The organism is Paenibacillus vulneris (genome assembly GCF_039543185.1).
In the GTDB taxonomy this organism is placed as follows: Bacteria; Bacillota; Bacilli; order Paenibacillales; family NBRC-103111; genus Paenibacillus_S; species Paenibacillus_S vulneris.
The window spans coordinates 127,831-148,411 of record NZ_BAABJG010000014.1 but is presented as its reverse complement, the minus strand read 5'-3'; the positions used below and the strand labels follow the sequence as shown (position 1 = coordinate 148,411).

Here is a 20,581-nt window from a genome sequence, read left to right as displayed (position 1 = left end):
TCACAAATCATGAAAGCGATGTGGGATTCCCGATGATATCAATCACAGCAATGTGTAAGGAGCGCACCTTGTTAAGCCTGGAAGAAACGGCGGTTATCGAGGATATGGCCCGCCACTTGCAGCTCATCGCAGATGTCTCGCAATCCGATGTTTTCATCGATTGCCCGCTGCCTGATGCAGGGACGGCGCTTGTTGTCGCGCAGGCGCATCCTGCCACCGCTCCTTCTTTGTACAAGACGTCCGTGATCGGCCAGCTGGCCTATGCGCATAACGAGCCTGCCGTCATGTACTGCCTGCTTTCCGGCCAGCCGGTCATCGGCTCGCGGGGCATCTCGCAGGAGCATATTGCGATGCAGCAGCATGTGGTCCCTATTCGGGCCCAAGCCGAGGGAAGGGTAATAGGTGCCTTGATTATGGAGCAGGACATCTCCGAGAGATTGGAGCAGGAAAAGCACGTGGAGCACCTGATGGAGACGACGGAGCAGCTGAGCGAGACGCTCCTTAAGGTGGCCATGTCCGAAGGCAGCATGACGATGCTGATGCATGAAGGCATCGTTTTGTTTGATGAAATGGAGCGGGTTACCTATACGAATCCGCGGGCCGTCCTCATGCTGAGGGAGATCGGCCACGCAGGCTTGCTGCAGGGAAAGACGCTGGCAGAGCTTTTTTACGACCGTTTGGGGAGCCGATCAGTGGTTGGACATAGGGGGATTTTTCATGAAGACATTCAGCTTGGACCGACGGCTTTCGAGCTAAAGGCGGTATCCATCTATAAGGGACAACGAGTGGTCGGAGGTCTGATGCTGATTCGGGACGTCTCGGATTTGAGAGAAAAGGATAAGCAGCTTATGATGAAATCCGCCGTCATTAAGGAAATCCACCATAGGGTGAAGAATAATCTGCAGACGGTCTCGAGCCTTCTCCGCCTGCAAATGCGCAGAACGAAGCTGGACGAAGTGAAGACCGTGTATCGCGACAGCATAAACCGGATCAGCAGCATCGCTATTATTCATGAAATGCTTGCCTTTGACGGACTGGATACGATTCGCTTCATCGATGTGGTGGACCGTATCGCCAAAAATATCGTCTCCTCAACGGCGAAGCCGGATCAAAGCATCCGCGTCCACCTATGTGGTGATGAGCTGACGCTGCCCTCGGATATGGCGACAACTCTTGCTCTGGTCGTCAATGAGCTCATACAAAACTGCGTGGTGCATGCCTTCGCCGACAGAGAGAGCGGGGAGATCGATATCGCTCTTCGGCGCAGCGGTCAGATTGTGACCGTAAGGGTGGCTGACAACGGAGTCGGCATCCGTTCGGAGAAGCAGACCGACCCGAAGGGACATTTGGGTCTCAAAATAACGGAGACGCTCGTCAACGAAAATCTCGGCGGCATGTTGAGCATAACGTCAGACGGGAGCGGTACGGAGGTTCAGCTTACATTTTCGCTTGCGAAAGCATAGTTGGGAGGGCTGCAGCTATGAAGCATACCATTGTCGTTGTTGACGACGATCCGATTATTCGCATGGATATCCGCGAAATGCTCGAGGAGGAAGGCTACGCGGTGGCCGGGGAAGCGAAGAATGGCGAGGAGGCTGTCGCGCTCGTAGCCAGGCTGAAGCCCGATCTTGTCATCATGGATGTCAAGATGCCGGTCATGAACGGGATCAAGGCTTCCCGGATCATCCGCAAAATGCAGGACACCTCCGTGCTGCTGCTGACGGCCTACAGTCAGAGAGAGCTCGTGCAGGACGCCAAAAGCGCGGGAGTGGCCGCATATCTCGTCAAGCCGGTCTCGGAGGAGGATTTGATCCCGGCGGTAGAGATTGCCTTGAGTCAGAAGGAACGCATCGACGGCTTGAAAAAAGATTTGGAGGAGCTTAGGCAATCTCTCGAGGACCGCAAACGCATAGAGAAGGTCAAAGGCATGCTGATGAAAGCCTACGCCCTGGAAGAGGAGGAAGCTTACCGTAGACTGCGCGATGCCAGTATGGCAGCAAGAATTTCCTTGGGCAAGCTGGCTGAGCAGCTGCTTGCGGAAGGCCCGGAGATTGGGTTTCTGACGGCGAGAAACGGGTGAGGGTATGGATAACCGCAGCGGAGAGCACTGGATCACCAGTGTAGGAATCGATATCGGAACAAGCACGACCAAGATGATTATCAGCCGTCTGAGACTGGCCCGAACCTCCGGCGCGTTGAGTCTGCCGAGGTATGATATCGTCGAAAGAGAGCTGCTGTATGCAAGTCCCATCTACGGCACTCCTTTGATAAGCGCCGATGAGATCGATGCGGAACGGATCGGGGAGCTGCTGGCTGAGGACTATGCGCGGGCAGGAGTACGCGCAAGTGAGCTGAAATCGGGAGCGGTCATCATTACAGGAGAGACCGCTACTAAAGCCAATGCAAGACAAATCGTCCATCTGCTCGCGGAGCGTGCAGGCGATTTTGTCGTAGCTGCAGCAGGCCCTGATCTGGAGGGGCTGCTGGCGGGGAAGGGAGCGGGCGCCGAGCAGCGCTCCAGGCATACCCGAGGAGCCGTCGTGAATATCGATATCGGCGGCGGGACGGCTAATGCGGCCATCTTTCAAAGAGGCCGCCCGGCAGGGACAATGACCTTTCACGTCGGGGGGCGTTTAATCGAGCTGGATCGCAGAGGAACCGTTACGGCTGTATCCAGGTCCTTGAAGCCATGGCTGGACGCTAACGGGTTCCAGCTGGAACCCGGTCAAACCGCTAGCTACGGGCTGCTGAAGCAAATTTGCACAGGCATGTGCCAGACTCTCCTGGAAGGCTTGCTGTGCCCGATGACGCAAGAGCCGATGAAGGAGGACACGATCAAGCTGGTGCTCGGACGCCCGCTTCCTGTCCTTCCGCCGGTGGAGGAATGGATGATCTCCGGCGGTGTGGGCAGACTTATGGCTCTGCCGAAGCCCCTCACTTTGGAGCAGACTGCGGTTCACGGAGATATAGGCCCGCTGCTGGCACACGCAATGAAGGAATGCTTGGAAGCCTCCGGGCTTCGGTTGATCCAGGCCGAGGAAACGGTGAGGGCTACCGTGATTGGAGCCGGTATGCAGAGCACGGAGATCAGCGGGGCAACCGTTCATGTGGATGAGAAGCTGCTGCCGATTCGCAACGTGCCGGTGGTGAAGCTGGAGCTTGCGGCTGAAGCTTTGGATCGGCCCGGACTGCTGGAGCAGCCTATCGATCATGCGATGGTTGCCGCTTCAAGCCTGTATGAGCGTAATGACGCCGCATCAGCCTCCATCGCGGTAGCTCTTCCCGCTCAGAAGTACTGGAGCTACGCAGTCCTTCAGCGATTGTCCGCACTTCTTGTGGAGGGCTATAAGCGGTATTTTCCCGAGAGCAAGGTCATGGCGGTTATTTGTGCGAACGATATCGCCAAGGCGCTGGGCCAATCTCTGGCCAGGCATAGCGGCGGAAGGCCCGATATCATCTGCATCGATCAAATAACGGTGGAGCACGGCGATTATATCGATCTGGGAGAGCCGATCGGAGGCATGATGATCCCGGTAGTGGTCAAAACCTTAGCCTTCCACGGCGGGAACAGGAGGTAGACGAGTGAAGCTGAAGGTTGCTTTGCACGGCACAACGTTTCAATTCAAGGACTTGAAGGAAGTGCTGGCCAAGGCCAATGAAGAGAAATCCGGCGATCAATTGGCCGGCATTGCGGCCCGGGACGCGAAGGAGAGAATGGCTGCGAAGCTGGTGCTGGCGGATCTGACGCTGGGAGACATTCGCAATCATCCGCTGCTGCCCCCGGAAACCGATGAGGTCTCCAAAGTGATCGAAGAGGCCGTAAATGAGAAGATCTATGCCGAAATTCGAGGCTGGACCGTAGCCGAGCTGCGGGAATATGTTCTTAGGCAGGAAACGGGCGGCAGCGAGCTTCGCCGAATCAGCAGAGGGCTGACGAGTGAAATGGTGGCAGCCGCAGCCAAGCTGATGAGCAATCTCGATCTGATTCAGGCTGCATCCAAGATGGAAGTGACGAGTCATTGCAACATTACGATAGGGCAAAAGGGCGTCCTGGCGGGCAGGGCGCAGCCGAACCATCCGACAGATAATATCCAGGGAATTAAGGCGTCCTTGTTTGAGGCATTGAGCTATGGAATCGGCGATGCGGTACTGGGCATTAACCCCGTTATCGATACGGCGGAGAGCGTGAAGGAGATCCTGCTCACAACCAAAGAGGTGATGAGCAAGTGGCAGATCCCTACTCAAAACTGCGTATTGGCTCATGTGAAAACGCAGATGAGGGCGATCCGTCAGGGAGCTCCGGCGGATATGATATTTCAAAGCCTTGCCGGGACCGAGGACGGCAACAAAGCTTTCGGCATTCATGTCGGACTGCTGGATGAGGCTGATGACCTGATCCGAAAGGAAGGCACGGGAACCGGACCGAACCTGTGGTACTTCGAGACCGGGCAGGGCTCCGAATTGTCTGCAGAGGCGCATCACGGGATCGATCAGGTAACGCTGGAATCCCGCTGTTACGGCCTGGCCCGAAAATATAAGCCCTTCATCGTGAATACCGTAGTCGGCTTCATAGGACCTGAATATTTGTACGACGCCAAGCAGGTCATTCGTGCCGGTCTGGAGGATCATTTTATGGGGAAGCTGCAGCAGCTGCCGATGGGCGTTGACGTATGCTATACCAATCATATGAAAGCGGATCAGAATGATATGGATAATTTGGCCGTACTGCTGGCGGCAGCGGGTGTCAATTACTTGATCGGCGTGCCGATGGCGGATGACTGCATGCTGAATTACCAATCGACGAGCTATCACGATATAGCGACACTACGTGAAATGATGGGTCTCCGTCCCGCTCCTGAATTTGAGCAATGGCTGGTACGAATGGGCATTATGGAGAATGGCAGATTGACCCCGAGTGCCGGCGACCCCACGATCTTCATGTAGTGGCTAAACCAAATCCGAGAGGAAAGGAGCAGGAGGATGAATCGAACGATTCCGTTGGAGCTATTGGTCGATCAGGTCATGGCACAGCTGGAGAAGAGGCAGCTGTTGGAGGATAAGCCGATTGTCAGCGATGCTGCTGCTCCATCATCGGCAGCAGGCTTCTATAATAACCTCGGCATCAGCGAGGATGCGGATCGGGAGTCCGGCTTTGCCTCAGGTGAAGGGGAGAAAGCGATGGAGGCGGCCTCCCACGTACCTCATCCGAAATGGAAAGAAGGGATGACCGAGCTGTTATCCAGCACTCCAGCTAGAATCGGTGTATGGCGCACAGGGACACGGGCCTTGACCAAAGAAATGCTGAAGTTCCGCTGCGACCATGCTGCGGCCGTCGATTCGATCTATGGGGAAGTCAGCTCGTCGCTGCTGGATGCTTTCGGCTTGTTTCAGGTCGAAACGTATTATGAGAATACGGATAATTACTTGAAACGGCCGGATCGGGGACGGATGATTACTCCGCAAGGCGTCGAGCTGATTCGGAGCCGGTGCGTCATGAAGCCGCAGGTTCAAATTGTGGTTTCGGATGGCCTGAGCGCTAACGCTATCGACGCCAACCTGCCGGATGTTTACCCCTCCCTGCTCGATTCTCTTGCTTCTTACGGCTTGAAGGCGGGGACTCCCTTCTTCGTTCGCGGCGGACGGGTTGCGGTGATGGATCATATTGGAGAGCTCCTGCAGCCGGAAGTGCTTGTACTGTTGATCGGGGAAAGACCGGGGCTTGTTTCGTCCCAGTCGATGAGCGCCTATATGTGCTTTCGTCCGCGCAAAGGGACCGTGGAAAGCGAGCGCACCGTTATCTCTAACATTCATCGTGGAGGGACTCCTCCGGTCGAGGCGGGGGCACATATCGGAACGTTGCTTAAAACGATGATTGAGCAGCAGGCCAGCGGCGTGAACATGGAGCTGTAAGCGGTCAGACTGGTCCAGCTGATTAGTTACCCATCTTCCAGTAAGGAGGTGACCTTCCATGTCCACAGTCATTGGAGTCATTATTATTCTCATTGCCTGCCTGTTTGCTCTAGGTATTGTCCGAATAGCCAATAACAATATCCGTAATTACAAAGAAAGCGAGCACGAAAGCTTCTTGGGCAAGTAAAATCTCACGTCAACCGGCAACGACAATCAGACGTTATCCTTAGGAGGAGGTTGAGTCCATGAGTGTACAATCTCATCACCATGATAAGGACAAACAAGATTTAAACAAGTTCGGTTACGCACAGGAGCTTCTTCGCAGCATGGGCGGCTTTTCCAACTTCGCCATTTCCTTCTCGATCATTTCCATTCTTACCGGTGCCGTTTCCCTATACGGGCATGGGCTGACTTACGGCGGTCCGGGAATGATGGGCTTCGGCTGGCCGATCGTCGCACTGTTCGTCATGTTCGTGGCAGCTGCGATGGCAGAGCTGGCGTCCGCTATTCCTACGGCAGGCGCGCTGTACCATTGGGCGGCGATTCTGAAAAACAAGCGGTGGGGCTGGTACACAGCCTGGATCAATCTGATCGGACAAATCGGCATTGTCGCAGGGATCGATTATTCGGTGGCGCTGTTTGCCGACCCGCTTCTCGGCAGTGTGTTCGGCTATACCTCGGACAATACAACCGTGTTGATTGCATTTACGGTCATCCTGCTGACCCACGGCATTCTAAACCATATCGGGATACGTATCGTAGCGAAGCTGAATGATTTTTCGGCTTGGTACCATATTATCATCGTGGCGGTGCTGGTCGTTTCACTTGCCTTTTTCACCAAGGGAGGCTTGAACAGCTTCGACTATTTGTTCAAGGTTGGCGAGACGTTCTCCGACAAGCCGTATATGTTCGCCTTCCTGATCGGGCTTTTGCAGGCGCAGTGGACGTTTACCGGATATGACGCCTCGGCGCATACCATTGAAGAGACGATTAATCCTCGCGTACGCGCCCCTTGGGGGATTTTTACCTCCGTCGCTTATTCGTTCGTCATCGGGTTCCTCATGCTGGCCTTCGTTACCTTGTCGATCAAGGATGCAGGGGCGGCCACAGGGTCCGATAATGCGTTCATCTATGTCATCAGTCAGGCGCTCGGCGGTACGTTCGGTTCCATTGTGTTATGGCTCGTTACAGCGGCTATGTGGTTCTGCGGGCTGTCCTCCATCACTTCGTTCTCACGGATGATGTACGCATTTTCCCGGGACAAAGGGATGCCATTCAGCCGTCAATGGGCGCAAATCTCCAAGAAATTCCGCACTCCGGCCAAAGCCATCTGGCTGGCTATTGTACTCTCGTTCCTGCTCGCCTTTGTCGATTACCTCATCAAGCTTGCTAACCCAGACGCAAAGTATACAACGATCGCTTTCTTGACCGCAGTGAGCGTCGTCGGCTTATATGTAGCCTATGGTATTCCTATTTGGCTGAAGCTTAGAGCGAAGGCTAGCGGAAGATTCCAGGAAAAGCATCTGGGTCCGTGGAATCTGGGCAAATACAGCGATGCCATATCGATCGTTTCTCTCATCTGGATCGTATTTATTTGCATTATGATGGTCATTCCGCCGAACGAGACGGCTGGCTATGCGTTGGCGGCTATGCTGATCGTTCTGGTCATTATGGATCTGGCATATTATAAGAACCATTTCCCGGGTCCCCAGGCGGCTTTGAACACATCCATGGAGGAAATTCTTCGGCGTGAAAGAGAGCTTGACAGCGGCTCTTCCTCAGGTCCGGGTATGAGCCATAAGGCTTGAACCTTTTTGTCTCTATTAAACAGCCCGGATGGCTGTCGGGTTGTTGAAAAACCCTGTTTTACGAGAACTATGCTGCATATGGATGTGGAGTATGCGTTGGAGGAGTTTACGTCCACCTTTGAAACCCGTGAAAATATCGCAAAATCTAATCCTATTTCACGGGTTTCAACAGTGGCTGAAGGGGCATACCCCACCGGTGTATTACTGTTAATGTTCAAGCTTTATAAGTTTTTCAACAGACCCAGCAGCCTGAACGGCTGTTTTTTCTTTTCCCAACGCCAAGCTTGGCGTCTTCTTTAACCGGAATCGATCCGGTGGTACAATGGTAGCGGCATATCTTCATCAGCAGTTTGCACAACGAGCATTAGAATGACTTGGAGGTTATTATGACGAAGCTGTTAGTCGTAGGAAGCGTAAATATGGATATTGTGACCCATGTCACGAAGCTGCCTGTCCCGGGGGAGACGGTCAAAGGGTTAAGCACGGATTATTTTCCCGGAGGCAAGGGAGCGAATCAGGCGGTTGCGGCGTCAATGGCCGGTGCAGAAGTGACGTTCGCCGGAGCGGTCGGAGAGGATGCTTACGGTCCCCGGCTTATCGAATCGCTGCAGAGCAAGGGGGTTCGCACGGAGAATATACTAAGGAAGCCTACGGGCTCCGGTATTGCTTATATTAACGTCGACAATAGCGGCGAGAATCATATCATTTTGTCCGAAGGAGCAAACGGCCAGTTCTCCGCGGACGACCTGCTTCGTGGTTCTCGTTGCTTTGAGGGCGTGCGGGGACTCCTGTTGCAAAATGAAATTCCATGGGAAACAACCGTCCAAGCCTTGAAGCTGGCCCGCAGCCATGGTGTGTTCACCTGCTACAATCCGGCTCCGGTAGCGCCTGTTCCTTCAGAAGTATGGCCGCTGATTGATCTTGTCGTCGTGAATGAAAGCGAAGCGGAGCAGCTGACGGGTATCCATGTTGAGCAGCCGGATTCTTATAAGCAGGCTGTGGAAGCGCTGCTCGCACAAGGCGCTCAATCGGTGCTGTTGACATTGGGGGAGAAGGGCTGTATCTTTGCGGACCGGCAGGGGAAGGAGGTCAAGCAATCGGCATTCCGGGTAAAGGCTGTCGATACGACGGCAGCCGGAGATACCTTCATTGGAAGCTTCATGGCTGCCTATTTGTCCGGTCAAGCCTTGGAGGACAGCCTTCAATTCGCTTCAGCCGCCTCTGCCATTGCCGTGTCCAGAGCAGGGGCTCAAGCTTCTATCCCTTCACGCGAGGAGATCGAAGCCTTTTTACAGGCTCAGCACCTGTAAGCCTATACGGACGGAGCTGCTTCGGCAGCTCTTTTTTTGTTTTGACAAAATTTATTAATTTTGAGGTAAACAAGGCAACAAGGAGTAAAGATTCGCATGAATGCTTGTGCTATTATGTAAACGCTATCATAAACCATTGTACAAGACACATGGTTTACCGATGCAGAAGCAAAGGAGGAAAGAGACCGCTTTCTTAGAAACCGGGTAGACAAGCCGATAATTGATCAACACAACGAAAGTAGCTTGTACAAAATCTTGAGGAGGAGATCCATTGTACGCAATCAAAAAAAGCTTGTCCGTTTTCATGGCTGTTACGCTGGCCGTATCCCTGTTTGCAGGAATCGGCAATTTCGGGATAGGACATGCAAGTGCCGCTTCCCAAACAGGAGCCTCGGGCTCCAAATTTGACTTCGGATCCGATACAAGCCCGGTAGCCCCGGGGTATACTCAGGTTTCCAATACGATGATTTATAGCGCAGCAAGAGGATACGGGTTGGATAAGACGGTAAATAACCGGGACCGGGGGACGTCCGACCCTTTGCTTCGTGATTTTATTCTTGCCTCAGACTTCACCTTCAAGGTGGATTTGCCCAACGGGGATTACTCCGTACGAATCATTGCGGGGGATGCAATTGCATCGAACAAAACCGACGTCAAAATTGAAGGCTTTTCCATGGGCACGCTCTCTTCAGGTACAGGGAGCTATGCGGAAATGACCAAGAACGTGCAGCTTACCGACGGTCAAATGACCTTTCAATTCAGCAAGGACGGACGCGTGAACGCCATTGAAATTACTCCAAAGCAAGCGCCGGCGGGGCTGACCGTTTCCTCGGTAACGTATGACCTGCATCCGACGGTCAGTCTGGTATGGGAGGCGGTCTATGGAGCGACAGGATATAATCTGTACCGCTCATCGGACGGAGGCGGCGAATTTGTCCAAATAGCGGGTACTACAAGCCCCTCCTATACGGACAGCACCGTACAGCTTGGCGGCACCTATCAATATCAGGTGACCCAGCTGCTGCCGAAAAACATCGAGTCGGCACCGAGCCAACCGATAACAGTCGCCGTACTGGACAGGTCGGTTCCCGCTCCATCTGCGCCTACGGGCTTAGCGGTAGCATCGGCCGGTAAGGAACAGCTTGCTATCCGATGGAACGAGGTTGATCGGGCGCTGCAATATCAAGTATACCGCTCCAAGACGGAAAAGGGGCCTTTCCAGCTGGTAGGTACCACAGCGGAAACAACCTATGTGGATAACGGCGTATTCACAACGATGCCATATTACTATCAAGTGGCGGCGGTCAACTCCGGCGGCTTGTCGAACCGCTCCGAGATTCTAGCTGTGCCGGTGATGACCATTTTGAAGCGGCAGATGGAGAGCCTGGACCGTGCTCCGGTCGCGGTGAAAGTAGAGGGCGGGGTCTATACCGGCTGGCGTCTGTTCGGGACGGATGATCCTTCGACGACCTTTAATTTGTACCGGGACGGGCAGAGGGTGAACGACACACCTATTGCAGACAGCACCAACTATTTGGATCCGGCAGGGACGCTCCAATCCGAATATGAAATCCGGGCTGTCGTCCGCGGGAACGAAGAACCGCAGGGTGAAACCTTCCGCGTATGGAACCAAAACTACCTCGATGTTCCTTTGAAAAAGCCTGCCGACGGCGTGACGCCTGCCGGAGAAGCTTATTCATACAGTGCCAATGATGCGAGTATCGGGGATTTGGATGGGGATGGAAAATATGAACTTATCGTCAAATGGGATCCGTCCAACTCTAAAGACAACTCTCAATCCGGTTATACGGGAAATGTGTATGTAGACGCGTATAAGCTCGACGGTACGATGCTGTGGCGCATCGATTTGGGACGAAACATCCGTGCCGGCGCACATTATACCCAGTTTATGGTATATGATCTTGACGGTGACGGCAAAGCGGAGGTTGCATTCAAGACAGCCGACGGAACCATAGACGGAACCGGTCAGGTTATCGGTAATGCCAAAGCGGACTACCGCAATTCCAGCGGATATATTTTAAGCGGGCCTGAATTCCTGACTATTTTTGATGGTCTGACCGGGAAAGCATTGGTAACGACCGACTATGATCCGCCTCGCGGCAATGTATCCAGCTGGGGAGACAGCTACGGCAACCGGGTAGACCGCTTTTTGGCAGCGATCGCTTATTTGGACGGAGAGCGGCCAAGCCTGATCATGGCGCGTGGATACTACACCCGAACCGTGCTGGTGGCCTATAATTGGCGGGACGGCAAGCTGACCAAGCTGTGGAAATTCGATACGAATGATGCCGAGAACGCCAGTTACACAGGTCAAGGCAACCATAATCTATCTATTGCCGACGTCGATCATGATGGAAAAGATGAAATTACGTATGGAGCAATGGCCATAGACGATAATGGGAAACTATTGTATTCCACCGGTCTTGGCCACGGGGATGCGATGCATCTGGGTGATCTGGATCCGAACCGTCCGGGGATGGAATATTTCGGAGTACACGAGGACTACCCGAATCCTGCCGGTCTGGAATTCCGCGATGCGGAGACAGGTGAGCTCATCTGGGGCATTCCGACAAATTACGATGTAGGGAGAGGGATGTCGGCCGACATCGATCCGCGTTATCCCGGAGAGGAAATGTGGGCCACGGGGGATGCAGGAGGCGTCTACAACACCAAGGGAGAGAAGATCAGCTCCTCCCGGCCATCGGTGAACTTTGGTATCTGGTGGGATGGAGACTTGCTTCGCGAGCTGCTTGACCACAAGTATACCGATCCGGTGGGAGTAGGTAAAATTGACAAATGGGATTATATGAACAGCAAGTCAGTTAACCTGTTGACGGCTGCAGGTACCTATTCCAACAATACGACCAAGGGAACTCCTTCGTTACAAACCGATTTATTCGGCGATTGGCGTGAAGAAGCCATTTGGCGTACGGAGGACAGCAGCGCGCTTCGCATTTATACGACGACGGATCTGACTTCTCATCGCCTGTACACACTGCTTGACGATCCGGAATACCGGCTGTCCATAGCATGGCAAAACGTCGGTTACAATCAACCGCCGCATCCGAGCTTTTACCTGGGAGACGGGATGGCAGCTCCGCCTGTACCTCATTTGAGCCGCATCCCGATGAAAGCAGCCGGTATTTCGATCACTTCCTCTGCTGCACAGGTAGACGCAGGACAAAGCCTGAAGCTAAGCGCGCGCGTACAGCCGGATGCGGCAACGGACAAATCTATCGTATGGAGCGTTCAATCGCCTGAAGGCACCGCCACCTCGCTAGCTTCCATTGATGCCAATGGCGTTCTTACAGTCCTGGCACCGGGAGAGGTTGTCGTGAAGGCTCAAGCCGCGGACGGCTCGGGAGTCACCGCACGATATGCGGTGAACATAACGATTCCCGACGGACCGGCAGCCAGCGCACCGGGCAAAGGAGTGTTATCCAGCGATAACGGCCATGATACCGGCCTTCAGGACGGCGATTACAGGATCACGATGAACCTATGGTGGGGGAGCAACGGAACCGTCTACAAGCTGTATGAAAACGGTCAGCTGATAGATGTGAAGACGCTCACCGACCAAACGCCGAACGCCCAGACAGTGTTGACGGTGATAAGCGGAAAGCCTAACGGCACTTATCAATACACTTGCGAGTTGATCAATCGCCATGGAACAACGGCTTGTGAACCGGTGACGGTGCAGGTCAACCAGGCAGTGCCGTCTAAGCCGGTATTGTCCCATAATAACTGGGACGGTGACGGAGATTATGAGGTACAAATGAATCTGTGGTGGGGAACCAACGGCAAAACCTATAAGCTGTACGAGAACGGAGTCCTGATAGATACCCAGAACCTTGTGCAGGCAACTCCTAAAGCTCAATCGGCAATTACGGCGATAAAAGGAAGGAAGCCGGGCAAATATCAGTATGTCGGGGAGCTGATTAACGACGCGGGAACAGTAACAAGCGATAAGATCACGGTTGAAGTAAAGAAATCATAGTACGGAGCAGAAGCTTAGTACGGCAGTCGTTGACTGCCTGCTAAGCTTTTTGCTTTTTTATGGTCGAGGAAAACCGTGTGAATGAAACTCCATTCTTTTTCCGACGTATTGTTGCATACAAGGGCGCTTAAGTGTAACCTTAATGCATCTTAGCTATAATAGATGTGACGATGGTACTTGGCGCAGAAGGGGATGGCATGATGTTTAGCAGAACAGAGAGCTTAAAGCAATACATTCGGCTGTATCCGGTGAATACGGCCATTTTGGTCATCCAGCTGCTGGTTATGGCTGGAATGACGATATACGGATCATCGAAGGATAATTCGACCCTGATCCGGTTTGGAGCAATGTTCGATCTTCCGCGAATGGAGCCGGAGCTGTGGAGATATGTAACGTCCATCTTCGTTCATATCGGCTTCGAGCATTTGCTGTTCAACAGCTTTGCTATTTATGTATTTGCAGCACCGCTGGAGCGAATGCTGGGTTCTTTTCGCTATGCGGTGTTTTATCTTTTGTGCGGCATTGCCGGGAATATAGCCAGCGCTTGGCTGCACAAGGACTATTATATCGGTGCGGGGGCGTCGGGAGCCATCTACGGTGTATACGCCGCCTACTTGTATTTATCCGTGTTCCGCAAGGATTTGATTGATTATCAGACCAAACAGACGATACGCATTATTGTCGTCATCGGATTTATTTACTCTATCGTGGTGCCGAATGTTGACTTGTACGCACACTTAGGAGGATTCGCAGGCGGCCTGCTGGTTACTGCACTGCTGACCTTATTTATTAAGCGCAGACATAGCAGTCATGAGCATACTCCTCACCAAGATGAGCACTACCAATAACAAAAGAGGCATTATTATGTCATAGCGGCAGCCGGGACAGGATTATCGATAGCGTCCCTGCTGCTGCTATTTTTTATCTGGAAAAAAAGGACATTGCATGACCGGGAAGAATTACTACTAAATTGGAAAGCGCAATCAGAAAAGGAGGCACACAAATGGCTTGGCTTCATATGCATTATCATTCCGAAACGCTCCGTATGCCGGTACCCATGGAGGTTCTTCTTCCCCAGCATGTGTCCGGAGGATCACGCAGGACAAAGGATCCGGGGCCTTACCAAACCTTGTATTTACTGCATGGAATGAGCGACGATCATACCGCTTGGATGAGAAGAACCAGTATAGAGCGGTACGTAGAGCGGCTGCCGCTCGCCGTTGTCATGCCTGCCGGGCATTTAGGCTGGTATACGGATATGGTGAATGGCCGTGACTATTTTCAGTTTATCACAGAGGAGCTTCCTGCGATTTGCGAAAGGCAGTTCCGCCTGTCCAGCTTGAGGGAGGACAGGTTCATCGCAGGTTTGTCTATGGGCGGTTATGGGGCCATGAAAGCAGGTCTGCTTGCCGCTGACAAGTACCGCGCTGCAGCTTCCTTCTCAGGAGCCGTGGATGTTGCTGATATGTACGACCGTCTCTCGCCGAATCTTGCAGAGGATCTATTCGGAAGCAAGGAATCGGTCCGCGGAAGCGTGAACGATCTGTTCACTGCAGCCCGCAGCCTCTCCCAATCAGGGAAGGCTAGTCCGGATTTATATATGTGGTGCGGTACGGAGGATTTTCTGTATGACGGCAATGTAAGGTTTAGAGATCACGTCAAAGCCTTGGGACTGCCTCTTACTTACGAGGAAGGTCCGGGGGGCCATGAATGGAAATGTTGGGATACATGCATAGAACGGGTGCTGCAGTGGCTGCCGCTGCGCAAATCTAGCGAAGGTTGATGGAGGAGGGACAACGATGGCTTTAATCGAAACGCATTTTTTCTCTGAGGTTCTGGGGATGGAAATGACGGTGAATGTGGTGCTGCCTCAAGAGAAATCACCCTATTCCGGTGACGGCAAGCTGAAGGTGCTGTGGCTTTTGCACGGGGGCTCCGGTGATGAATCGGCTTGGCTGCGCATGGGCAACGCGGAACGGTATGCCATGGAGTACGGCTTGGCGCTTATTGTACCGGGAGGGCTGAATTCTTGTTTTACGGATATGGCTCACGGGGGGCGCTTTTTTACTTACTTGACTGATGAATTACCGCGCATTCTGCGCCATATGTTTCCGCGGCTATCGGAAGCCCGTGAGGATAATCTGATCTCCGGCTTCTCTAACGGTGGTTACGGATGCCTGAAGGCAGGGCTAGCGCGACCGGATGTTTTCGGGGCGATAGGAGCGTTCTCGGCCGGCGACAAGACGGACGTCGCTTTTGTCAACGATGGTTCGCGCAAGGCTAAGGATCGGATTCATCTGTTCGGCGACGGCAATATGAGGGGGACGGAGAACGATCTGCAGTATTTGGGCAGGGAAGCGCTTAAGAAGGATATCCCATTGCCGAAGGTGTATCACGCCTGCGGCAGTCTCGACCCTTGGCTGGATTTGAATGAGATCGTAAGAGACTTCTTCCAGGGACTTGAGGGCAATCCCTATCAATATGAGTACCATCAAGCGGAAGGCTACGGCCATACTTGGGAATTCTGGGAGATGGAGCTGGGCCGGTTCCTCGGCTGGCTGGGTCTGGAGAAGAGCGGTTCGCGGTACATAGGGATTTAGCGAATGAGCGTTCATATTAGAATGGGAAAGCCTGGGCTTTCGACGCGCTGGAACCCTGGAGGGTGCATTCAGGAATCCTAAGGACGAGTTCGTGGATGTGTATGTCTACATGTTGAAGCTATAACGAGGCGGAGGGATATCCCTGTGATAAGAAAAGCAACCCTAGAAAATATACCGGTGCTGGTAAGGCTGAAGTATCAAATGTACGAGGAATCCGGCATGGCTTCGAGACTTCATCCCGATTTTGACCGACTGGTGGAAGCGGATTATAAGGAGCTGTACCGGGTCGGAACGGCCCAGCATTTCGTGATCGAGCAGGACGGAGCGATGGTTGGATGCGCAGGAGGCTTTATCCGCAACGATGCGCCGTACCGCTATCTCAAGCTGCAGCAATATGGCTTTATAGCTGATGTCTACGTGGAGCCTGAGTATCGAAGGAAAGGGTATGCCCGTGCTCTGACGATGGAGGTTCTTGCGTGGTTCGCAGAACAAAATATCCGTCTCTATAGGCTTGGAGCTACGGATGCGGCAAGGCCTCTATATGAATCTTTGGGTTTCACGGCAACCAATGAGATGGGAATGTATCGTTAGGCCGCTTGAGCAGCATATAGCAAAACCTGGTCGATCATGGTATAGTGAAGCGTACTGATTGGAGAAAAGGGGACTACATAATGATTGATCACATTGTATTGGTGAAATTCGGCGAGAGCACGACGCAGGAGCAGCTTCAAGAGGTTGTGGACCGGTTTAAAGCGCTCAGAAGCGAGCTTACCGGCATCGTCGACCTGCAGGCAGGCATTAATTTTTCCGAGAAAAATCAAGGGTACCAGGTGGTGCTTTCCGTTCGCTTCGAGAACAGGGCAGCGCTTGAAGCCTACGGGCCGCATCCGAAGCATCAGGCTGTCGCTGCTTTTATACGAGAAGTGGGCCGGGTAGACAGCATCGTCTCTGACATCGAGATTTAGTGCTGCCTCCTTCCTGCACAACGCATGGATCCTTTGGCTTAGCCTGGGTGCTCACGCTCCGGCTAGGCCTTTTTTGGTCATATAACTTTATTAATTTGGCACCCCCCGTAAGTGCCCGAATCAGCTTCGAAGGCGAGGCCACTGCTTTGTGGGGGGGGAATTTGATTTGTTTCAGCAAATGGGTGGCCGATAATTTGAAAAAAAGGCCGATTTATGCTATAATTGAGTTAATTTCGAGGGAAAAGGAGGTGAATGTGTATGTTATCTCGCGTTATCTCGTCCAATCGTTGGTTATCTTTGATTTTGATTGTAGTGTTCATGCTGTTTGCTACACCTACACCCAGCCTGGAGTCCAATGTAAGCGAATCGGCACGCACGTCGGTCCAACAAGGAGTCGAATATTTTTCGAGCAAAGCTACCGTACGCAAGCTCAATTCATCCTCAGACGCGATGCGATGGAGCATGCTCTTCTCCGTGCTTTCCTTTCTTTTGGCAGGTTTGGTTAGAGTCATACGCCGCGTTTGTTCAGAAGCCCACCTTACGTTTCAACCCCTGATTGCCCGCCGACTCCTTCGGCAGAAGCTAACCCCAATCAAATTCACTTCCCTCTTCGTTTAATTTTCCATAGTTATCCACACTGTTTTTTCTCATAGGTACCGTTGCTAAAGCCATTTTTTTAAGCATCATCCCAATGGTTTCTTTGTGCTGTTCAAATTAGTCCTTCACTTCAGCTTAGTATCATTCATCAGGCTTAGTACCCGAGCTCTATAGCTTCTTTTTGCGAAAAAAAGGGAGCTATGAGGGTCTGTTTGCTGCTGCCTGAAAATCCAAATATAAGGAGGATGGTGGAAGTATGACCATTCGTGAAACGGATCTCCCCGGAATCGGCAAAAAATTTCAGGTGACGACGCGAGGCGGAGAGAAGCTTGTCATTGTCGTCCATGACGACGGGAGACGCGAATGCTTTCATTATGATCATCCCTTGGCGGATGAATATGTGTCTATGATTTCCCTTGATGACGATGAGGCGCGTTTTGTGGCCGGCATTATCGGGGGGATGACCTACAAGCCCAAGGCGTTGGAAACGATAGAAATGGCGCTGGATGATTTAATCATTGAGTGGTATCGGGTGGAAGCGGATTTTGCATCCGTCGGAAAAACAATCGGGGAGCTTGATATACGCCAGGCCTGCGGAGTTACGATTATTGCTGTCGTAGAGAAGCTTTCGGGAGTCAAGCAGATCAACCCGGGACCCGATATCGTGCTTACTGCGGATTCTATCCTGATCGTAGCTGGAGAGAGGAGGCAGCATAAGCAGTTTAAAACAATTTTGACGAATGGATGTGATGGAACGAATGAACTACATCGTATTTGAAATAGGGGTAGCGATTGCGCTCATCGCCCTGTCTGGTTTGCTGTCGGCGAAGCTTCGTTTTTCCGTCATTCCGTTTTATATTCTGGTGGGTATGGCCGTAGGGCCGCATTCCTTTGAAATATGGCATATTGATCTCAGGTTCATCTCCAGCGCGCCGTTGATTGAATTTTTGGGAAGAATCGGAGTCCTGTTCCTCTTGTTTTATTTGGGACTGGAGTTCTCGGTGGGGAGGCTGATTCGTTCCGGGAAGTCCATTGTTGTCGGAGGAACCATCTATATACTGATCAACTTTACTCTTGGACTGTTATTTGGTTTCATGGCCGGGCTTCCTATGCTGGAGCTGCTTGTTGTAGCGGGAATAACGACGATATCGTCGAGCGCAATAGCGGCCAAGGTGCTGGTCGACTTAAAAAGGACGGCTAATCCCGAGACCGAGATGATTCTTGGCATCATTATGTTCGAGGATGTATTCCTGGCCATCTACATTTCTATCATCTCCGGTCTGATCCTAAGCGGCTCGTCTTCACTTGGCGGGATTCTTCTATCTGCAAGCATTGCCCTCGGCTTTATGCTGTTTGTATTGATCGTGGGCCGCAAGGCGGTTCCGTTGTTGAACCGGATGCTCAATATTCGATCTAATGAGCTGTTCCTGCTTGTGATTTTCGCGGTGCTGTTTGTCGTCGCCGGCTTCTCCGAAACGATTCATGTAGCAGAGGCGATAGGCGCGCTTCTCGTCGGCCTCGTGTTTGCCGAAACGGAGCATCGCAAACGAATCGAGCATCTGATCCTGCCGTTTCGCGACTTTTTTGGCGCCGTCTTTTTCTTCAGCTTCGGTTTGACGATTGATCCCACTACCCTTGGGGGCGCGGTATGGCTGTCCCTCGGAGCGGTGGTGCTGACGCTGGCAGGTAATTTTGCCGCAGGGTTATGGGCAGGTCACAGTGCAGGGCTATCCTCGAAGGCAAGCATCAATATCGGCTTTACCATCGTCGCCAGAGGGGAATTCTCGATCATTATGGCGAACCTGGCAAAGGCAGGGGGCCTGCTGCCGGTCATTCAGCCCTTCGCAGCCCTGTACGTGCTGATTCTTGCCGTCATTGGACCGCTGCTGACGAAAGAGACGAAGCATATTTACCGTATTCTGGACCGGGTATTCCGTCTGTCCGCGAGGGAGGGGCACAAGGAACGAAGAGAACAGGCGGTTACTCCCGATAGATGAACCTTTGCTGATCGTCCGCAAGAAGCGATTTCTAACTCATGATAGTGAGGGGGAATTCCATTGAGACATATGAAGGACGTCCTATGGGGTCTAGTCCATGATTCCACATGGAATAGGTTGGTAACCATTCAAACGGGCTGCGCGGAAGAAATTATGGAAGCTGTCCGGCGAACATTCGGGCGGGAGGCGGAGATTACAGCTGCCAGGAATAACGGGTACGGAGTGACTATCAACACGTTGAGGCTAGTGATATCCCGGCTGGAGGAAACGGAGCTGACCGATCTGATTATGCAAATCGACGTTGAAGCGGTTGTCGATGTCGTTCCGGCTCACGGAAGGGAAGTAAGAAGGGGGAGATGGAAGCGGCATACCAAGAGCGATTTGCCTGACGTATCCAAATATGGAAATGAGCTGTCGGATTAAATAACGAAGAACCTTAGCCGGGCATAAGCGGCTAAGGTTTTTTTAACAGTATAGTATTCATAAATTTCGGGGCTCCCGGTAAAGTACCTCAATCGTCCTCGAAGCCGTGGCCTCTTCAGAGTATTAGAGCCTTATTTTAAATCCCGGTAGACGATTTTCAGACCGATGACTTCGCCTGTCTGTGCATTGACGTCGGCGTAGCCTTTATAAAAATAGCTGCAAGCGCCCCATACGAAGCAATACTTCGCAGATATGTCCTTGCCGTCGATGAAGTAAGGCTGTTTGACCACAAACCGGTAGCTGACTGTATCTATCTCATCAGGAGCGGGATGGTCCGCTAATATGGCCTCGGACTGGTAGTGGGGAAGAGAAGGGAAAAAATGTCCCTCTGATCTTGTTTCGTCTGCATCATGTCCCGGCAAATCGACGGGCTTGGCCCATCCCGCATGGCCCGCCGAGATTTCTTTGATAGACAGAACGACCCCGGGAAGCTCCCGGCTTAACGTGCTCTGTAGAGCAAAATGGATCCGTTGATCCAGACTATGTCTAACGATGAAAATAAGCAGAAGTCCAATAAGCGGAGTGCACACTATAGTCTTCCAGTTGAATTTATAGCGTAGAAGCAGCAGCAGGAAACAGACAATGCTCAGAAGCATGACCATGCCTGCGGTAGAATAGAACAGCAGAGGATGATTCGTATTATGAAGCAAATAATAGAAGAGTATGACGAATGCCAGCAGCAAAACCCACGTAACGAATAAGCCGCTTCGTTTGCCCATATAAGTACTCCAATCAACTAAGAATCGAATGAACAAAAGAAAGCTATCCCAATTCCTGGAACCCCACCATCATATCACGTCCCCATTTCAAACGGCAATCAGGAAATGCCATTGGCTGTTTGCCCCGAGATATTGTACGATAGGTAGAAAACGGAGCCGAGAAGGAGGGAACGG

The 20,581-nt window shown here is 52.4% G+C and carries 20 protein-coding genes; 19 read left to right on the top strand and 1 reads right to left on the bottom strand.

Features of this window, described 5'->3' with window-relative positions:
* Window positions 1-32: 32 nt before the first annotated feature.
* From ABEA66_RS12930 to ABEA66_RS12840, 19 genes are all read left to right on the top strand, one after another.
* Window positions 33-1,463, top strand: a complete 1,431-nt coding sequence (locus tag ABEA66_RS12930) for a sensor histidine kinase (protein ID WP_345587844.1) — start codon at window positions 33-35, stop codon at window positions 1,461-1,463.
* Window positions 1,464-1,480: 17 nt separating this feature from the next.
* Window positions 1,481-2,080, top strand: coding sequence for an ANTAR domain-containing response regulator (locus tag ABEA66_RS12925; protein WP_079910908.1), 600 nt, complete (start codon window positions 1,481-1,483; stop codon window positions 2,078-2,080).
* 4 nt (window positions 2,081-2,084) lie between these two features.
* On the top strand, window positions 2,085-3,578 hold the full coding sequence (locus tag ABEA66_RS12920; RefSeq protein WP_345587843.1) for an ethanolamine ammonia-lyase reactivating factor EutA: 1,494 nt from the start codon (window positions 2,085-2,087) through the stop codon (window positions 3,576-3,578).
* A gap of 4 nt (window positions 3,579-3,582) precedes the next feature.
* On the top strand, window positions 3,583-4,944 hold the full coding sequence (locus tag ABEA66_RS12915) for an ethanolamine ammonia-lyase subunit EutB (protein WP_079910906.1): 1,362 nt from the start codon (window positions 3,583-3,585) through the stop codon (window positions 4,942-4,944).
* Between the two features lie 36 nt (window positions 4,945-4,980).
* On the top strand, window positions 4,981-5,910 hold the full coding sequence (gene eutC / locus ABEA66_RS12910; protein ID WP_345587842.1) for an ethanolamine ammonia-lyase subunit EutC: 930 nt from the start codon (window positions 4,981-4,983) through the stop codon (window positions 5,908-5,910).
* A 58-nt stretch (window positions 5,911-5,968) separates the two neighbouring features.
* Complete coding sequence (locus tag ABEA66_RS12905) at window positions 5,969-6,097, top strand: hypothetical protein (protein WP_256865350.1); 129 nt, start codon at window positions 5,969-5,971, stop codon at window positions 6,095-6,097.
* A gap of 58 nt (window positions 6,098-6,155) precedes the next feature.
* Window positions 6,156-7,718, top strand: a complete 1,563-nt coding sequence (locus tag ABEA66_RS12900; protein ID WP_192704433.1) for an amino acid permease — start codon at window positions 6,156-6,158, stop codon at window positions 7,716-7,718.
* 78 nt (window positions 7,719-7,796) lie between these two features.
* Window positions 7,797-8,018 carry a hypothetical protein gene (locus ABEA66_RS12895; RefSeq protein ID WP_345587841.1) on the top strand — a complete coding sequence of 74 codons (222 nt, stop codon included), beginning with the start codon at window positions 7,797-7,799 and terminating at the stop codon, window positions 8,016-8,018.
* An 86-nt stretch (window positions 8,019-8,104) separates the two neighbouring features.
* A complete protein-coding gene (gene rbsK, locus ABEA66_RS12890) occupies window positions 8,105-9,028 on the top strand; it encodes a ribokinase (RefSeq protein ID WP_345587840.1) in 924 nt (307 codons plus the stop codon).
* A gap of 304 nt (window positions 9,029-9,332) precedes the next feature.
* Window positions 9,333-13,046, top strand: coding sequence for a rhamnogalacturonan lyase family protein (locus tag ABEA66_RS12885; protein WP_345587977.1), 3,714 nt, complete (start codon window positions 9,333-9,335; stop codon window positions 13,044-13,046).
* 197 nt (window positions 13,047-13,243) lie between these two features.
* Window positions 13,244-13,894, top strand: a complete 651-nt coding sequence (locus ABEA66_RS12880; protein WP_345587839.1) for a rhomboid family intramembrane serine protease — start codon at window positions 13,244-13,246, stop codon at window positions 13,892-13,894.
* A gap of 155 nt (window positions 13,895-14,049) precedes the next feature.
* Window positions 14,050-14,829, top strand: coding sequence for an alpha/beta hydrolase (locus tag ABEA66_RS12875; RefSeq protein ID WP_345587838.1), 780 nt, complete (start codon window positions 14,050-14,052; stop codon window positions 14,827-14,829).
* Between the two features lie 16 nt (window positions 14,830-14,845).
* A complete protein-coding gene (locus ABEA66_RS12870; RefSeq protein ID WP_345587837.1) occupies window positions 14,846-15,646 on the top strand; it encodes an alpha/beta hydrolase in 801 nt (266 codons plus the stop codon).
* 144 nt (window positions 15,647-15,790) lie between these two features.
* Window positions 15,791-16,237 carry a GNAT family N-acetyltransferase gene (locus ABEA66_RS12865; protein WP_345587836.1) on the top strand — a complete coding sequence of 149 codons (447 nt, stop codon included), beginning with the start codon at window positions 15,791-15,793 and terminating at the stop codon, window positions 16,235-16,237.
* An 80-nt stretch (window positions 16,238-16,317) separates the two neighbouring features.
* A complete protein-coding gene (locus tag ABEA66_RS12860; RefSeq protein WP_079910897.1) occupies window positions 16,318-16,611 on the top strand; it encodes a Dabb family protein in 294 nt (97 codons plus the stop codon).
* Between the two features lie 258 nt (window positions 16,612-16,869).
* Window positions 16,870-17,229: a hypothetical protein gene (locus tag ABEA66_RS12855; protein WP_345587835.1), complete on the top strand. Its 360-nt coding sequence runs from the start codon at window positions 16,870-16,872 to the stop codon at window positions 17,227-17,229.
* Window positions 17,230-17,464: 235 nt separating this feature from the next.
* Window positions 17,465-17,986 carry a cation:proton antiporter regulatory subunit gene (locus ABEA66_RS12850; protein ID WP_345587834.1) on the top strand — a complete coding sequence of 174 codons (522 nt, stop codon included), beginning with the start codon at window positions 17,465-17,467 and terminating at the stop codon, window positions 17,984-17,986.
* The gene (locus ABEA66_RS12845; RefSeq protein ID WP_345587833.1) at window positions 17,967-19,205 is read left to right on the top strand and encodes a cation:proton antiporter; all 1,239 of its coding nucleotides are present in this window, start codon (window positions 17,967-17,969) and stop codon (window positions 19,203-19,205) included. Before ABEA66_RS12850 ends, ABEA66_RS12845 begins: the two co-directional genes overlap by 20 nt.
* A gap of 60 nt (window positions 19,206-19,265) precedes the next feature.
* The gene (locus ABEA66_RS12840; RefSeq protein ID WP_345587832.1) at window positions 19,266-19,628 is read left to right on the top strand and encodes a YitT family protein; all 363 of its coding nucleotides are present in this window, start codon (window positions 19,266-19,268) and stop codon (window positions 19,626-19,628) included.
* Window positions 19,629-19,759: 131 nt separating this feature from the next.
* Here the strand turns inward: ABEA66_RS12840 and ABEA66_RS12835 are convergent, their stop codons facing one another.
* A complete protein-coding gene (locus ABEA66_RS12835; protein ID WP_345587831.1) occupies window positions 19,760-20,407 on the bottom strand; it encodes a hypothetical protein in 648 nt (215 codons plus the stop codon).
* Between the last annotated feature and the right edge of the window lie 174 nt (window positions 20,408-20,581).

Excerpts from the sequence above, each read along its gene's own strand:
- eutC (WP_345587842.1), top strand. The coding sequence starts at position 4,981 with ATGAATCGAACGATTCCGTTGGAGCTATTGGTCGATCAGGTCATGGCA.
- ABEA66_RS12900 (WP_192704433.1), top strand. The coding sequence starts at position 6,156 with ATGAGTGTACAATCTCATCACCATGATAAGGACAAACAAGATTTAAAC.
- ABEA66_RS12855 (WP_345587835.1), top strand. The coding sequence starts at position 16,870 with ATGTTATCTCGCGTTATCTCGTCCAATCGTTGGTTATCTTTGATTTTG.
- ABEA66_RS12895 (WP_345587841.1), top strand. The coding sequence starts at position 7,797 with ATGGATGTGGAGTATGCGTTGGAGGAGTTTACGTCCACCTTTGAAACC.
- ABEA66_RS12905 (WP_256865350.1), top strand. The coding sequence starts at position 5,969 with ATGTCCACAGTCATTGGAGTCATTATTATTCTCATTGCCTGCCTGTTT.
- ABEA66_RS12885 (WP_345587977.1), top strand. The coding sequence starts at position 9,333 with ATGGCTGTTACGCTGGCCGTATCCCTGTTTGCAGGAATCGGCAATTTC.
- ABEA66_RS12860 (WP_079910897.1), top strand. The coding sequence starts at position 16,318 with ATGATTGATCACATTGTATTGGTGAAATTCGGCGAGAGCACGACGCAG.
- rbsK (WP_345587840.1), top strand. The coding sequence starts at position 8,105 with ATGACGAAGCTGTTAGTCGTAGGAAGCGTAAATATGGATATTGTGACC.
- ABEA66_RS12880 (WP_345587839.1), top strand. The coding sequence starts at position 13,244 with ATGATGTTTAGCAGAACAGAGAGCTTAAAGCAATACATTCGGCTGTAT.
- ABEA66_RS12925 (WP_079910908.1), top strand. The coding sequence starts at position 1,481 with ATGAAGCATACCATTGTCGTTGTTGACGACGATCCGATTATTCGCATG.
- ABEA66_RS12920 (WP_345587843.1), top strand. The coding sequence starts at position 2,085 with ATGGATAACCGCAGCGGAGAGCACTGGATCACCAGTGTAGGAATCGAT.
- ABEA66_RS12930 (WP_345587844.1), top strand. The coding sequence starts at position 33 with ATGATATCAATCACAGCAATGTGTAAGGAGCGCACCTTGTTAAGCCTG.
- ABEA66_RS12875 (WP_345587838.1), top strand. The coding sequence starts at position 14,050 with ATGGCTTGGCTTCATATGCATTATCATTCCGAAACGCTCCGTATGCCG.
- ABEA66_RS12845 (WP_345587833.1), top strand. The coding sequence starts at position 17,967 with ATGAACTACATCGTATTTGAAATAGGGGTAGCGATTGCGCTCATCGCC.
- ABEA66_RS12850 (WP_345587834.1), top strand. The coding sequence starts at position 17,465 with ATGACCATTCGTGAAACGGATCTCCCCGGAATCGGCAAAAAATTTCAG.
- ABEA66_RS12835 (WP_345587831.1), bottom strand. The coding sequence starts at position 20,407 with ATGGGCAAACGAAGCGGCTTATTCGTTACGTGGGTTTTGCTGCTGGCA.
- ABEA66_RS12870 (WP_345587837.1), top strand. The coding sequence starts at position 14,846 with ATGGCTTTAATCGAAACGCATTTTTTCTCTGAGGTTCTGGGGATGGAA.